This window comes from Kitasatospora sp. NPDC036934 (assembly GCF_055608425.1).
In genome coordinates this window covers 72,426-86,699 of record NZ_JBVJQR010000012.1, presented here as the reverse complement: position 1 = coordinate 86,699, position 14,274 = coordinate 72,426, and the positions used below count along the sequence as shown (strand labels likewise).

Annotated in this window: 14 protein-coding genes; 9 read left to right on the top strand and 5 right to left on the bottom strand. The window is 73.0% G+C overall.

Features of this window, described 5'->3' with window-relative positions:
* The first annotated feature begins 487 nt into the window (after positions 1-487).
* Positions 488-1,672, top strand: coding sequence for a terminase gpP N-terminus-related DNA-binding protein (locus tag ACZ7BZ_RS19770; RefSeq protein ID WP_470359380.1), 1,185 nt, complete (start codon positions 488-490; stop codon positions 1,670-1,672).
* A 566-nt stretch (positions 1,673-2,238) separates the two neighbouring features.
* Positions 2,239-3,057, top strand: a complete 819-nt coding sequence (locus ACZ7BZ_RS19765; protein ID WP_470359379.1) for a class I SAM-dependent methyltransferase — start codon at positions 2,239-2,241, stop codon at positions 3,055-3,057.
* A gap of 215 nt (positions 3,058-3,272) precedes the next feature.
* Here ACZ7BZ_RS19765 and ACZ7BZ_RS19760 read toward each other — a convergent pair whose 3' ends face one another.
* From ACZ7BZ_RS19760 to ACZ7BZ_RS19740, 5 genes are all read right to left on the bottom strand, one after another.
* Positions 3,273-4,472 (bottom strand): sensor histidine kinase, encoded by a 1,200-nt coding sequence (locus ACZ7BZ_RS19760; RefSeq protein WP_470359378.1) that lies wholly within the window; start codon positions 4,470-4,472, stop codon positions 3,273-3,275.
* A gap of 11 nt (positions 4,473-4,483) precedes the next feature.
* Complete coding sequence (gene cseB / locus ACZ7BZ_RS19755) at positions 4,484-5,275, bottom strand: two-component system response regulator CseB (RefSeq protein ID WP_470359377.1); 792 nt, start codon at positions 5,273-5,275, stop codon at positions 4,484-4,486.
* A complete protein-coding gene (locus tag ACZ7BZ_RS19750) occupies positions 5,272-6,123 on the bottom strand; it encodes a hypothetical protein (protein ID WP_470359376.1) in 852 nt (283 codons plus the stop codon). The genes cseB and ACZ7BZ_RS19750 overlap by 4 nt, the downstream gene beginning before the upstream one ends.
* Positions 6,124-6,362: 239 nt before the next feature.
* Positions 6,363-7,151, bottom strand: a complete 789-nt coding sequence (locus tag ACZ7BZ_RS19745) for a class F sortase (protein ID WP_470359375.1) — start codon at positions 7,149-7,151, stop codon at positions 6,363-6,365.
* Positions 7,144-7,596 (bottom strand): sortase-dependent protein, encoded by a 453-nt coding sequence (locus tag ACZ7BZ_RS19740; RefSeq protein ID WP_470359374.1) that lies wholly within the window; start codon positions 7,594-7,596, stop codon positions 7,144-7,146. Before ACZ7BZ_RS19740 ends, ACZ7BZ_RS19745 begins: the two co-directional genes overlap by 8 nt.
* A gap of 500 nt (positions 7,597-8,096) precedes the next feature.
* On the opposite strand from ACZ7BZ_RS19740, the gene ACZ7BZ_RS19735 reads away from it, so the two are divergent.
* The 7 genes from ACZ7BZ_RS19735 to ACZ7BZ_RS19705 all read left to right on the top strand — a co-directional run bounded on the left by ACZ7BZ_RS19735 (position 8,097) and on the right by ACZ7BZ_RS19705 (position 14,213).
* Positions 8,097-8,240: a hypothetical protein gene (locus ACZ7BZ_RS19735; RefSeq protein WP_470359373.1), complete on the top strand. Its 144-nt coding sequence runs from the start codon at positions 8,097-8,099 to the stop codon at positions 8,238-8,240.
* 37 nt (positions 8,241-8,277) lie between these two features.
* On the top strand, positions 8,278-10,122 hold the full coding sequence (locus ACZ7BZ_RS19730; protein ID WP_470359372.1) for an ABC transporter ATP-binding protein: 1,845 nt from the start codon (positions 8,278-8,280) through the stop codon (positions 10,120-10,122).
* Positions 10,119-10,955: a serine/threonine-protein kinase gene (locus ACZ7BZ_RS19725; RefSeq protein WP_470359371.1), complete on the top strand. Its 837-nt coding sequence runs from the start codon at positions 10,119-10,121 to the stop codon at positions 10,953-10,955. The genes ACZ7BZ_RS19730 and ACZ7BZ_RS19725 overlap by 4 nt, the downstream gene beginning before the upstream one ends.
* Positions 10,956-11,119: 164 nt before the next feature.
* On the top strand, positions 11,120-11,443 hold the full coding sequence (locus tag ACZ7BZ_RS19720) for a hypothetical protein (RefSeq protein WP_470359370.1): 324 nt from the start codon (positions 11,120-11,122) through the stop codon (positions 11,441-11,443).
* Positions 11,444-11,625: 182 nt separating this feature from the next.
* Complete coding sequence (locus ACZ7BZ_RS19715) at positions 11,626-11,859, top strand: hypothetical protein (RefSeq protein WP_470359369.1); 234 nt, start codon at positions 11,626-11,628, stop codon at positions 11,857-11,859.
* 135 nt (positions 11,860-11,994) lie between these two features.
* Positions 11,995-12,540, top strand: a complete 546-nt coding sequence (locus ACZ7BZ_RS19710) for a methylated-DNA--[protein]-cysteine S-methyltransferase (protein WP_380461285.1) — start codon at positions 11,995-11,997, stop codon at positions 12,538-12,540.
* A 251-nt stretch (positions 12,541-12,791) separates the two neighbouring features.
* Entirely contained in the window at positions 12,792-14,213 is a 1,422-nt protein-coding gene (locus tag ACZ7BZ_RS19705) for a family 2B encapsulin nanocompartment shell protein (RefSeq protein WP_470359368.1), read from the top strand.
* Positions 14,214-14,274: the final 61 nt, after the last annotated feature.

Genomic DNA, 14,274 nt, shown 5'->3' with positions numbered 1-14,274 from the left:
TCCCGACGCTGCACACGGGCTCCCGGTCTTTCGGGGACAAATTTTGCCGCTTACGAATTACACTCATGCCAGGATCAACGACGGGCCCGGCGCATCGATTGTCCGCAATCCGGGCGTCCTCTCATAGCTCATTTTCAGTGCGCTCGTAAAATTCCTCGGCCAATCTCAATGGGCTGACGGGCAAATCTTTCCCATGCGCTCCCTAAAATTCCCCACCATTGCGGCGGCGGTCATATGTTCACAACTTGCCGCGTGTGCTTGGTGATTCTCCCCAGGTGGCGCGGCGGGGTGGCGCATACGGAGGTCGTATCCTCCCCAGAAAACCTGCGCATCAAGGGGGGCCTCATCCGGTCCATTTCGCATTCGCCAGATGCTCCGGTAGGGTCTCTGGCTCGTCGGAAAATTCGCCATAAGCGTGCGTTCGGCGTGATTTTGAGGCGGTTTCATCAAGGGGGCCGTAATGCTCACCAGAGGGGACTATCTGGAGATGCGAGAGCTGCAGCTCCAAGGCTGGTCGATCTCGGCGATCGCCCGGCATCTGGGGCACGATCGCAAAACGGTGCGGTCCTATCTCAGCGGCGGCCGGGTCCCCGGCATGCGCAGTCCGACGCCGGATGTGTTCCAGGTCTACCTGCCGTACTGCCGACGACGGCTGGCCGACGATCCGCACCTCCTGGCGACCTGCCTGTTCGAGGAGGTCGTCGAGCTCGGCTACCCCGGTGCCTACTCCACCTTCACCAGGGCCCTGCGCCGGTATCTGGTGCGTCCAACCTGCGAATACTGCGAGCCAAGCGCCTGTCCGGGCAGGCCGGCGGACGTGCCGCGAGGCGACCGGGAGATCCGGTTCGACTGGCTCCCGTTGTCCGCCCCGCCGAGGCGGTGGGGGTGCGGCGCCCGTGCACAACTGCTGATCGGCACCCTCCTCGCCTCGGGCCACTGGCGCGGCGTGCTGAGTGACGGCGACGACCTCCCGCACCTGGTGGAGGCGATCGACCGGGTACTGCGGCGGTTCGGTGGTACGCCCAGGCGCTGGCGGCTCGGCCGTACGCCGACCGCGTGCACCGTCGAGACCGGTCGGCCGACGCCCGCGTTCGCACGGGTGGCCCGGTACTACGGCGCGGTGGTCTGGGGCGGTCCGGCCGACCGGACCGGCCCGCTTCACGAGGCCCGGAGCGCGGTGCTGCTCGACTGGTGGCACGGAGCCGCGGACGACACCTGGCTGGCCGACGCGCAGGACCAGCTCGACGAGCTCGCAGCGAGCCCGGACACCCCGGAGGACCATCAGCTGTCGGCCCTACCGGAAACCCCGTTCCCGGTGCGGTTGTGCACCCAACGGATCGTCGGCCCGCAGGGGTTGGTGCCGTACCGCGACAGCTTCTACGCGGTCCAACCCGACCTCGCCGACGCGCTGGTGAACGTCCACCGGCGGCTGGACGAGCCGTACCTGTCCATCGCCACACCCACGGGAGCGGTCATCGCCCGCTACCGGGTCGCGCCGCCCGGGTCGGCCCGTACCCTGGCGGACGGGGCCGACCCCAGCACACTGGTACGCCCCGCACGAGCGATGCGCCAGGTCCCCGCCTGTCGGAAGGGCAGGGGGCGCATGCCCCTCTCGCGGCAGGCGTTGGCCGAGGCGCAGGCACTGCGTGCACGTTCGGTGGTGAACACGTAGGGACGAAGGACGCCGGTCAGGAGCTCCGGCTGATGATCGGCCGCGGGTCCCAACCGGCTGGTGGTCGTCGGCCCGCGAGGCTCCCGCAGAGTCCCCCGGCCGCGTGGGACTGCGAGGTTGTCGCCCCGGGTGGTGGTCTGCAGGAGTTCGGTGATGACCACAAGTTCGGCGAACCGTCCTGCGGGCGTGTCGAGGATGTGCCCGAGCCGCCGCCGGATTTCGGCAGTGGTGTCGGGGACCAGGAGGCTGTAGGAGTACAGCGCGGCTTCACCGCGTGCGACCTTGAAGCTGCGGCCGAGCGTCTGGGCGAGGAAGTCATCCCCGCCCAGACGCTCGACCACCGAGAAGTGCTCGGCGGTCATCGTGATGCAGCCGTCAGTCGTTGGTGTCGGTTCGGCCGGTGGAGCCGCCGTCCGACGGCTGCTCGCCACGCGAGCGGGCCGCGGCGACCTTCGCGCGGGCGACCAGCAGGCCGTCGCGCTCCAGCTCGGTGCTGGTCGTCAGGTCGAGAATGTCAGAGAAGCCTGCTCTCGACCCGCACTCACGAACTCTCCGGAGCTGCCCCAGTGACGAGCAACACCGCACAGCAGGACGCCGCAGTCGCCGACAAGGCGATCCTCGCGAACAGCGCCTACGCCGACGGACGCCACCTGGCCGCCCGACAGTCGATCTACCGGTGGCAGCAGCCGCAGTACGACCTGCCCGGGATCGTCGTTGAGGAGCTGGCCGACACCAGCGGTACGGTCCTCGACATCGGCTGCGGTAACGGCAAGTTCGTCAGCCGCCTGCACAAGGACCGCCCGGACCTTCAGGTCGTCGGGATGGACATCTCGGCGGGCATCCTCTCCGACGTCGAGAAGCCGGTGCTGGTGGCCGACGCCCAGGCCCTGCCCTTCGCGGACGACAGCGCCGACGCAGTCCTCGCCCTGCACATGCTGTACCACGTCAGCGATATCGAGGCCACGATCAAAGAGCTGGCCCGCGTCCTCCGGCCTGGCAGCGTGCTTATCGCCTCAACCAACCGCGACACCGACAAACAAGAGCTGGACCAGCTCTGGGCGAGGGCCGCGGGCGACGTCCTCGGCATTCCAGAGGGGCCAGCACGGGTGTCCCTCAGCTCCCGCTTCTCCCTGGAGAAGGCCCCCGGCTACCTAAGGACGGCGTTCAAGGACATCTGGGTGCGGGAACTGCCCGGCACCATCGAGATCACCGACCCAGCGCCGATCGTCGCCCACCTTGCCTCCTACGAAGCGTGGGCTGACCAATGCGGCGTCCCTTTTCGAGAGACAGTCAGTCGGGCGGCAGAGATCGCCGCCGCCGCCATCAAGACAGAAGGCTCATTCAAGATTACGTGCCGCGGTGGCATTCTGACTTGTAGGCGGTAAGGCAGCCGAGCCTGGACATGGATCACGCAGCCGACCGCGTGGCGCTGAACTGCAGGTTCGGCGCCACGCGGCATCAGGTGTCACGCTCCGTCATGATCAGTGCGGGGCTTGTGAAGCGGGGTCGTCGGTTCGAACCCGACAGGGGGCTCCGTGGTGGGAAGGGCCGGCTCGATCACGATCGGGCCGGCCCTTCGGCGTTGGTGGGGGAGTCGGGGTCAGTCCGGGGGGAGGGTGAGGGTGGCGAGGGCGCCGCCGGCGGGGTGGTTGGTGAAGGTGAGGGTGGCGCCGATGACGCGGGTGTGGCCGGTGGCGATGGTGAGGCCGAGGCCGTGGCCGCGGCCGCGTTCGGGGGCGTTGGTGCGGAAGCGCTGGGGGCCGTGGTGGAGGAGGTCGTCGGGGTAGCCGGGGCCGTGGTCGCGGACGGTGATGCGGCGGCCGTCGACGTGGAGTTCGACCGGGTCGGCGCCGTGGCGGTGGGCGTTGACCAGCAGGTTGCCGAGGATGCGGTCCAGGCGGCGCAGGTCGGTGCGGACCTCCTGGCCGGTGGTGATCCGGACCGAGACGTCGAGGCCGGTGAGGGTGACGGTGCGGCGGACCGCGCGTTCCAACGGGACCGCGGCGAGGTCGGGGGACTCCACGTCGGCGTCCAAGCGGGAGACCTCCAGGAGGTCCTCGACCAGGGCGCGCAGCGCCTGGACCCGGTTCTGCACCAGCTGGGTGGGGCGGCCGGGCGGCAGCAGTTCGGCTGCGGTGACCAGGCCGGTGAGCGGGGTGCGCAGTTCGTGGGCGACGTCGGCGGTGAAGCGCTGTTCGTCGGCCAGTCGGCGGTGCAGGGTGCGGGACATCAGGTCGACGGCGGCGGCGAGGTCGGCGACCTCGTCCTTCCCGTCGACGAGTTCGCCGATCCGGGTGTCGGTGCCGCCGGCCGCGATGCCCCGGGCGGCGGTGGCGGCGGTGCGCAGCCGGCGGCTGATCCGGTCGGCGACCAGGACGCCGGCCAGCACGGTGGTGAAGACCGCGGCGACGACGGTGATCAGGATGATCCGGTCCAGGTCGGCGATCGCCCGGCGGTCCTGGGTGAAGTCCACCCGGACGGAGAGCACCCCGTCCTGGACGGGGCCCGCCGCCCACATCGACTCGCCCTGCCGGTCGGCGGCCAGCAGCGAGCCCTGCCGGCCCCCGGCGGCGAGGTCGTGCAGCCGGGTGGGCAGCGCCGGGTCGTCCAGGGCTGCGCCGGGGGCGCCGATGCCGCGGCCGTAGTCGGTCAGGGCCGAGCCGAGGGCGGTGAGGGCCGCGCTGCGGGCCTGGTCGACGTGCTGACGGATCATCGCCTGGTGGACCAGCAGGCCTACGGCCACCGCGACCAGCACGGAGATGGCGGCGACGGCGGCGGCGATCTGGCGGCGCAGGGTCATCCGGCGCAGGATCATGCCGGGCGCCGCAGCTTGTAGCCGAAGCCGCGGACGGTCTCGATCCGGCCGGAGCCGATCTTGGCCCGCAGCCGCTGCACATGGACGTCCACCACCCGGGTGTCGGCGCCCCACTCGTAGTCCCAGACCCGCTCCAGCAGGCCGGAACGTTCCAGCACGATGCCGGGCGCGGCGGTGAACTCCAGCAGCAGGCGCAGCTCGGTGGGGGTGAGCGGGACGAGCCGGCCGTCCACCCGCACCTCCATGCTGTCGGTGTCCACCTGCAGGCCCTCGAAGTGGCGGACGGCGCGGGCGGCTTCGCCGGTCGGGGCGGCGTCGGAGCCGGCCGGGGCGGCTTGGGCGGGCTGTGCGGCTTGGGCGGCCGGGGCGGATTCGGCCGGGGCGGGTTCGGCCGGCGGGGCGACCCGGATGCGGCGCAGCACCGTACGGATCCGGGCGACCAGCACGGCGCTCTCGAACGGCTTGACCACGTAGTCGTCCGCGCCCGCCTCCAGCCCGGACACCACGTCCACCGGGTCGGTGCGGGCCGACATCATCAGGATCGGCAGCTGGCTCTCCTCCCGGATCCGGCGGCAGAGGCCGACGCCGTCGAGCAGCGGCAGCATGACGTCCAGCAGGAGCAGGTCGGGGCGGACGGCGTGGAAGGCCTCCAGCCCCTCCAGGCCGTCGGCCGCGGTGGTGACCGGGAAGCCGTAGCGCTCCAGGGCCATCCGGGTGGCCTCCCGGATCACCTCGTCGTCCTCGACGAGCAGGATGTGCGGCTGGGCGGGGACGGCTGCGCTGGTCATCGCTTCGCTTCCGGGAGGACGGGGGCGCCGGACGGCTGGGGAGTGGCCCGCGGGGAGTACGGGGACGGCACGCCGGTGGGGGTGGGCTGCCTCGCGCCGCCGCCGGCGGGGCGGGCCGGGGCGGGCGCGCGGTCGGGGCCGGTGACGGTCGGGGGTTCGGTGCCCTGGTCGGCGGGCGGCAGCAGGCCGACGCCCTCCACCCGCCGTTCGACCAGGGCGAGCCGGTGCCCGTCCCAGTGGTAGTGGCTGCTGGTGCGGGTGGTGTAGGTGGTCGGCTCGTACAGCCACAGGTCGGAGTCGATGGTCGCGGCGCTGAACCCCTGCTGGACCTGGACCCGCAGGATCGGCAGGACCCGGTCGTCGGCGAGCGTGTAGACGTGCAGCACGAGCGAACCGGGGGTGGTGACGGCGGTGATCAGCTCGGGCCGGCCGTCGCCGGTGAGGTCGCGGAATTCGGGGGCCCGCACCTCGCACTCGGTGCAGGACTGGAGCGCGCGCCGCTCTTCGGCGGTCACCGCCGGGTCCTTGGTGAGGAGGGTGCGCACGTCGACCGCGGTGAGGTCGCGCCCCGGGACGGTCAGGTCGGGGACGGGCTGCGGCGGGGCCTGGGTGGCCGAGTCGGCCGGGGAGGTGGCCGGCGGCGGCGCGGTGGCCAGACCGGGCCAGAGCGGCTTGGCCACCGCGGACGGGCTCGGCGGGGCGACGGCCGCGCGCGGGCCGTCGTCCCGCAGGCCGCCGGGGGCGGGTCGGCCGAAGGCCAGCACACCGAGGGCGGTCAGGGCGGCGAGGACGGCGAGGGCGGCCGCGGGCACGGCGCCGCGGCGGCGGGGCGGGGTCGGTGGTGCCACGGTCGCTGCTCCCCCTCGTGCTCGGGCGGTCGTGCCCGCGGTTCTGCCGTGCCTGCGGTTCGGTTCTGTCTTCGCTGTGGTTCTGCCGTCCTGCAGTTCTACCCGGTCCGGCCGGGCGGCCGTTCCGGTGGGGCCGGGGCAGCGGGCCCGGCCAGGTCCGTCCTGTCCCGCCCGGCCTGCCCCGACCCGTCCTGGTCAGGAAAGGCCCGGTCAGGCCGTGCCGGTCACGAAAGGCCCGGTCAGGCCGGGTCCGCGAGGACGATGATGTTGTCCGTCCAGTGGCCGTCCGGGCCGATCCGCCCGCCGCAGGTGATCAGTCGGAGCGCGGGGCCGGGGGTGTCGCCGTAGACCGTGTCGGTGGGGAAGTTGTCCTTGGCGGCCTGGAGCAGGCTGCGGACCGTGAAGTCCACGGTGCGCCCGTCCGCTCGCCGGATCCCGATCCGGTCGCCCGGGTGGAGTTCCGGCAGGCGTTGGAAGACCGCCGGGCCGTGCTTGGTGTCGAGGTGCCCGATCAGGACGGCGGGACCGGCCTCGCCCGGGGCGGGCCCGTTGCGGTACCAGCCGACCTGATCGGCGTGGTCGGCCGAGGGCACCTGGACCGTGCCGTCGGCGTTCAGGCCGAGGTCGGTCACCGGGGCGTCCACGTCGATGGCGGGGATCAGCAGCCGGTCGGGCGGTGAGGCGGCGAGGGCCGTGGGCGCTCCGGCGGGGGTGGTGGTCGTGCCGGCTGTGTTCGCCGGGGGCGCGGTGGCCGCCGGGTCGTGGCCGGAGGTCTCGATCTGCACCACCGGGGTGTCCCGGCCGGACAGTGCGAGGGTGCTGCCGAGGGCGAGGCAGAGCAGGCCGGCCGTACCGAAGACACTTCGCTGCAGGAGGCTCGGGCCGGGGCGCTGGGCGCGCCGCCGCCCGCGACCGCCCCGCTGGTCGGTCCCCGCCGCCGGGGGCGCCCCGGCGCCGCTTCCCCGCCCGGCCGGGTGCGGGGGAAGGACGCCGGGGTGCCCGGCGGACTCGGGACGGGTGTCAGCCACGCGCGCCGGAACGGCGGCGCAGGAGGGCGAAGCCCAGCGCACCGGCACCGACGGCCGCGACGGCGCCGCCGCCGGCCAGCATCAGGCCGTTGCCGTCGGTCGCGGTCGAGCCGTCACCGGCCTGGGCGGCACCCTTGGGCACCTCGCGGACCTGCGGCTGGGAGCCGGCCGGGGCGTGCGCGGGCGACGGGGTGCCGGTGGCGACCGCCGGGGCCGGCTGGCCGGTCCGGCCGGAGGAGGGGGTGGCGGTGGGGGTCGTGCGCTCCCCGACGACCGCCGCACCCGCCGGTGCCGCGGGTGCGGCGGACGGCTTGGCGGGGGCCGCCGGGGTCCCGTCGGCCCAGGCCTGTCCGCCGGTGACGACGGTCATCAGCGCGGCGCCGGTCAGTGCGCAGACCGCCAGCAGACGGCGGGCGGGCGAACGGTCGGTGCGGGTCCTGCTCATCGGGGGTGCTCCTTCATGGCTCTGGTGAACGCGTCGGTGGCGAGACCGCGGTTCTCGCCGACGCCTGCGGCCGGTACGGTCCGCGGTGCTCGTACGGCCGGTGCGGCCGGTGCGGCCCGTGGTGCTCGTCGGCCGATGCGTCGTCAGTGACGGTAGGAGGGCCGTGTCGCGGTCCCCGCCCGGCCGTGTCACGGTCGCCCATCGGCTGCGTAACGGTCTCCGAACCGGCCGGAACGGCCTCGTGACCCACCCGGCACCGAGGCCGTGACCCACCCGGCCCCGCACCCGCACCCAGGCCCGCCCCCGCGCCCGAACCGCACCCCGGTCCGAGCCGAAGCCCCCGCCCCCGCGCCCGAACCGCACCCCGGCCCGAGCCCAAAGCGCCCGAGCCGAAGCCCCCGCGCCGAAGCGGCGACCACCGACCGCGCCCCGCGCTGAGCACCCCTGCCCGCCCGTCCGTACTCCTCGGTGGGGACGCAAGCGAGAGAAAGGTGGCAGTGATGAGCATCCTCGCCAACCTCCTGCCGGCGATGCGGGAGCCCCGCCGGGATCGCGGGAACGAGCGGGAGGAGCGGAACACCAACAACACGACCGGTCACGGTCGTCGTCGGCACGGCCGCAAGAACAAGCACGGCCGGCGTTGACGGCTGACGGACACGGTCTCCGGGCTAGGACGAGCGGGTGTGGTCGCCGCGGCGGTCGACGGCTGCCGGCACCGGCACACCCGGCACCGGCACCGGCGACGGCCGGGCGGACCCGGTCGTCGCTCCGGCGCCGCCCGTGTCGCTGCGGCGGACGTTCCGGAGGTTCTGGCCCTACACCCGAGCGGGACGGCGCTGGCTGGCCCTGCTGGTGGTGCTCGTCCTGCTCGGTCCGGTGGTCGACGCCGCCATGGTCTGGCTGTTCAAGGTGGTCGTCGACGACGTCCTGGTGCCGCGCAGACTCGGGCTGTTCCTGCCGGTCGCGCTGGGTTACGCCGGGCTGACCCTGCTGGCAGGTGCCCTGGACTTCGCGGACGAGACGCTCTCCACCTGGGTCAGCGAGCGCTTCCTGCTGGCCCTGCGTGCGGATGTGTTCCGCCACCTGCAGGGCCTGCCGCTGGGCTTCTTCGAGCGGCGGCGGCTCGGCGACGTACTGTCACGGCTGACCGCGGACGTCGAGGCGGTCGAGACCTTCCTGCTCTCGGGCGTCCTGGACGCGGTCGCGTACGTCGCCGAGCTGGCCGTCTTCCTGGGCGTGCTGTTCTACCTGCGCTGGGACCTCGCGCTGACCGCGCTGGTGGTCGCCCCGCTGTTCTGGCTCACCGCCCGGCGGTTCTCCACCAGGGTGCGGGCGGCGTCCCGGGAGCGGAGGCGCCGCAGCGGTTCGGTCAGCGCCCTCGCCGAGGAGACGCTGGGCAACATCGCGCTGGTGCAGGCGTACAACCGGCAGGACTGGGAGCAGGACCGCTTCCTGCGGGAGAACCGGGCGCGGTTCCGGGCGACCATGGCGGCCACCCGGCTGCGCGCGCTGTTCGCACCGATCGTGGAGCTGCTGGAGCTGGTCGGCGCGCTGATCGTCCTCGGGCTGGGCGCCTGGGAGTTGGTCCGCGGCCGGCTCACCCTGGGTGAACTCCTCGTCTTCGTCGCCTTGTTGAGTCGGCTCTACAGTCCGATCCAGGGGATCGGGCGGCTCAGCAACGGCTTCTTCTCGGCCTCGGCTGCCGCCGAGCGGATCATCGAACTGCTCGACCAGCAACCGCAGGTGGCCACTCCGCCGCGACCGCTGCGCCCGGCCCGGGTGCGCGGCGCGGTGGCCCTCGACGGGGTGTGGTTCCGCTACCCGGGCGCGGCCCGCCCGGCGCTGTGCGACGTCTCCCTGCACGCCGAACCGGGCGAGACGGTGGCGCTGGTGGGGGAGAGCGGGGCGGGCAAGTCGACGGTCGCCAAGCTGCTGCTGCGCTTCTACGACCCGGAGCGCGGCGCCGTCCGGCTGGACGGCATCGACCTGCGCGAACTGGCGTTGACCGACCTGCGCGAGCACCTCGCGGTGCTGCTGCAGGAGATCCTGGTCATCCACGGCACCGTCCGGGAGAACATCGCCTACGGCCGCCCCGGCGCCACCGACGCGCAGATCACCGCCGCCGCCCGGGCCGCCGATGCCCACGAGTTCGTCAGCCGGCTGCCGGACGGCTACGACACGGTGGTGGGCCAGCGCGGGCGGCTGCTGTCCGGCGGCCAGCGCCAGCGGATCGCGATCGCCCGGGCGATGATCCGGGACGCACCCGTGCTGCTGCTCGACGAACCGACCACCGGGCTCGACCCGGAGTCGGGACGGCGGATCCTGGAGCCGCTGGGACGGCTGATGAACGGCCGGACGACGATCATCATCTCGCACAACCTGCTGACCGTAGGGAACGCCGACCGGGTCGTCCTGCTGCGCGAGGGCCGGGTCGCCGCCTGCGGCAACCATCGCCAACTGCTCGCCCACGACGACGGCTACGCCCGGCTCGCCAGGGCCGCGACCCCGACGGGGGCCGCCCGATGACCGTCACCCGGCCTCTGCCCGGCGGGGCTTCGATCGCCCCCGGCTACCAGGTGCTCGCCCACCTCTGCCGCACCGGCTGGCTGGACGTCTACGACGCCTGGAGCGAGGAGCGGGACTGCCGCTGCGTGGTCAAGGTGCTCCGGCCGGACCGCCGCCGCGACCGCGAACTGCGCGAACGGCTGCTCCGGGAGGGCCGCTGGCTGACCGAGTTCACCCACCCCCACCTGGTGCGCGGCTACGGCACCGGCGAACGCCCCCAGCCGTACGCGGTGTCGGAGACCCTCGGCGGCGAGACCCTGGCCCACCTGCTCGCCCGGCGGCCGCGCCGCCCGGCGGCCACCGACCTGGCCCTGCTCGGACTGCAACTCATCTCCGCCGTACGGTACTTGCACGGCAAGAAGCTGCTGCACCTCGACCTCAAGCCCGCCAACATCGTCATCGACTGCCGCCGCGCCAAGCTGCTCGACCTCAGCATCGCCCGCCCACCGGGCCCGGCCCGCCCGGGCCTCGGCACCAAGGGCTACCTCGCCCCCGAACAGGCCGTCGGCGGCCGGCTCACCGCCGCCACCGACGTCTGGGGTCTCGGCGCCACCCTCTATCGGGCCGCCACCGGCGAACTTCCCTTCGACGGAACGCCGTTGAACCCGGCCGACCCGGTGTCCCGGCGTCGCCGCCTGCCCGGCCCGCTCGCCGGGGCGATCGACGCCAGCCTCCACCTCGACCCGGCCGACCGGCCGAGCCTCACCCAACTGGCCGACACCCTGGACGACTTGCTCCTCCTCGGCCGCCGGGCGGTGCCCCCACCTCCGCCGCACGACGCACCCGCTCCCTGACGGCGCGGGAGCCACCGGACCGGTCCGTGCGCCGCCGCCCCGTCCGCAGCTTCCGGAGCGTCCACCCCTGCCCGACTGCCCGGGTGCGGGCGGCGAACAGCTCGGCGGCGCGGCGGTAGGAGAGCCGGGCGCGGCCGGTCCGGGGGCAGCGGTCGGCGGCGGGGGTGCCGGCCGGGGCGCCGCTGCCCTGGCTGGTGGCCGGCGCGTTGCTGGCCGGGATCGGTTCGGCGGTCTGCGGGACGGTGTACGGCGCCACGATGCAGCGATGGGCCCCGGCCGAGCTGCTGGGTCGGCTGACCTCCTCCGGGGCGCTGGGGGCCTTCGTCCTCATCCCGCTCGGGTTGGCGGCGGCCGGTCCGTTGGCGGACCGGTTCGGCACCGGCGGGGTGCTGTTGTTCGGGGCGGTCTGGCAAGTGGTGGCCGGGGCCGTAGTGTTGGGCGTACCGGCCGTACGGAATCGTCGCTGGGAGGAGGGCCCGAGCACCTGACTCACCCCTCGGACGGCTCCGGGGCGCACCCCCGGCCACCATCGGTGCGGCCCACCGCGCACCGTGCCCGGCCGGCTCCGGAGTGCCGCCGGTCGCTCCGCCCACGCGTGTGTGCCTCCGCGGCGGGCGGGGTGGCCGGGTCGGTCGTACGGTGGACGGTGGGGGTCAGAGGAGGTTTGACCATGCCCGGTTCGCTCACCATCAGCCACCACCAGGCCGCGGCCACCCTGGATCACACGGACGCGGAGCGGCTGGCCACCGTGCTGGCCGAGCTGGCGTACCTGCTGGAGATCCCGGGGCCGAACCGGATCAACGAGGCGCAGCTCGCCGTGCTCTGCGAGGGCCGCACCCCGGACCGCGCCGAACTGTCGCACTGGGCGAGGGCGCTGTCCACCGAACTGAAGGGGCGGCACTGAGGGGGCATCGCCGACCGACCCGCCGGAGGCCCGCCCCGTCCGCCGTACGATGGCGAACGGGGCGGACCGGCCGGTGCCGCACCCCGGTCGCCGGACCGGCCGGCGGCCGGCCTGGTGGAGGGTGGGGGCCCGAACGTGTCGCAGTCCTGGTCGTTGTCCTGGCTGACCGTGCCGACCCCGCTGCCCAGCGGCCCGATGCACATCGCGGTGACGCCGCTGGGCGTGGCGGCGGCCGGCTACGGCGGACGGGACGGCGAGGCGCCGCCGTGCACCGACCCGGCGAAGATCGCCGCCGTCACCGAGCGGCTCGGCGCCTACCTGGCGGGCCGCACCCGCGAGTTGGGCCTGCCGATCGACTGGAGCCTCAGCTCCGGGCCGCACCGCACCGTGTTGCGCACGCTCTGGGAGCAGGTGCCGTACGGCCGGACCATCACCTACGGCGAACTGGCCGCCCGCAGCGGGGTGTTCGAGGACGTCACCGAACCCGGCCTGGCCGCCCGCACGGTCGGGCAGATGATGGCGGCCAACCCGGTCGCCCTGCTGGTGCCCTGCCACCGGGTGGTGGCGGCGGACGGGATCGGCGGCTTCGGCGGCGGCCGGGTCGGGATCGACGTCAAGCGCTGGCTGCTCACCCTGGAGGGAGTGCTGGAGCCGACGCTGGACTGGAACGGGCCGCTCTAGCCGTTCCTGGGTCCGATCGGCGCCCGCCGGGGTCGCCGATGGGGGAAGATGGGGGCCGGTATTCCGGTAGTTTCGAATAGATAATCGAACAAATATCGATCAGGTGATCTAGTCGTACTATTTGTTCGGTTATTCGGAACCACTCGAATGAGTGATTGCGGGACGCCCCCGAACGGGCCCACCATGAAGCCGTAAGCCGTAACACGATTGTGCAAGGCGACACTTCATCGGGCATGCGAAGGGCTCCCCCTATGTCGACCGAAACCAATGCCGGAATTCCTGCGCCGGGCGCGCAGCCGGAGATCCGGCAGCAGCAGTCCCTGAGCACGGCGGGTGCGCGGAACCTCGCCACGACCACCAAGTCCGCGCCCCAGATGCAGGGCATCAGCCCGCGCTGGCTGCTCAGGATGCTGCCCTGGGTGGAGGTCTCCGGCGGTACCTACCGGGTCAACCGCCGCCTGCGCCACAAGGTCGGCCGCGGCCGGGTGAGTTTCGTCAAGACCGGCTCCGAGGTGCGGGTCGTCCCGCAGACCCTGGCCGAGGTGCCGGTGCTGCGCGGCTACCAGGACGAGGCGGTGCTGGAGGAGCTGGCCGGCCGCTTCGTACAGCGGCAGTTCGACGCGGGCGAGGTCCTGGTCACCGCCGGCACGCCGATCAGCGAGGTCTTCCTCATCGCGCACGGCAAGCTCGACCGGCTCGGTACCGGCAAGTACGGCGAGGAGACGGTGGTCGGCACCCTCGCCGACGGTGACCACCTGGGCGACGAGGCGCTCCAGGAGGAGGACGGCTCGTGGCCGTACACCGTCCGCGCCGCCACCTCCGGCACCGTGATGGCGCTCTCCTGGCCCTCCTTCCAGGAGCTGCACGACCGCTCCGAGTCGCTGCAGCTGCAGATCATGGAGTACCTGAACGGCTTCCAGCAGGCGCAGAACAAGCACGGCGAGGCCGTGATCGACCTCTCCGCCGGGCACCAGGGCGAGTACGACCTGCCCGGTGCCTTCGTGGACTACGAGCTCAAGCCGCGCGAGTACGAGCTGAGCGTCGCCCAGACCATCCTCAAGGTGCACAGTCGCGTCGCCGACCTCTACAACCAGCCGATGAACCAGACCGAGCACCAGCTCCGGCTGACCATCGAGGCCCTGCGCGAGCGCCAGGAGCACGAGCTCATCAACAACCCCGAGTTCGGGCTGCTGGAGAACGCCGAGTACGACCAGCGGATCCAGACCCACTCCGGCCCGCCCACCCCGGACGACATGGACGAGCTGCTCAGCCGCCGCCGCAGCACCAAGATGTTCCTGGCCCACCCCAAGGCCATCGCCGCCTTCGGTCGGGAGTGCAACAAGCGCGGCCTCAACCCCGGCACCGTCGAGGTCGAGGGCAAGCACGTCAACGCCTGGCGCGGAGTGCCGATCTTCCCGTGCAACAAGATCCCGATCATCGGCGGGCACACCAGCTCGATCATCGCGATGCGCGTCGGCGATCACAACCAGGGCGTCGTCGGGCTGCACCAGACCGGAATTCCGGATGAATACCAGCCGGGCCTTTCGGTGCGTTTCATGGGAATCGACGAGAAGGCCATCATTTCCTACCTGGTGAGCGCCTACTACTCGGCCGCGATCCTGGTACCGGACGCCATCGGCGTACTGGAGAACGTGGACGTCGCCCAGCGCTGACGACGGGCACCGGGCTCGGGCTCCGAGCCCGGAACCGCGCCGCCCGGCCGAGGCACCGTCC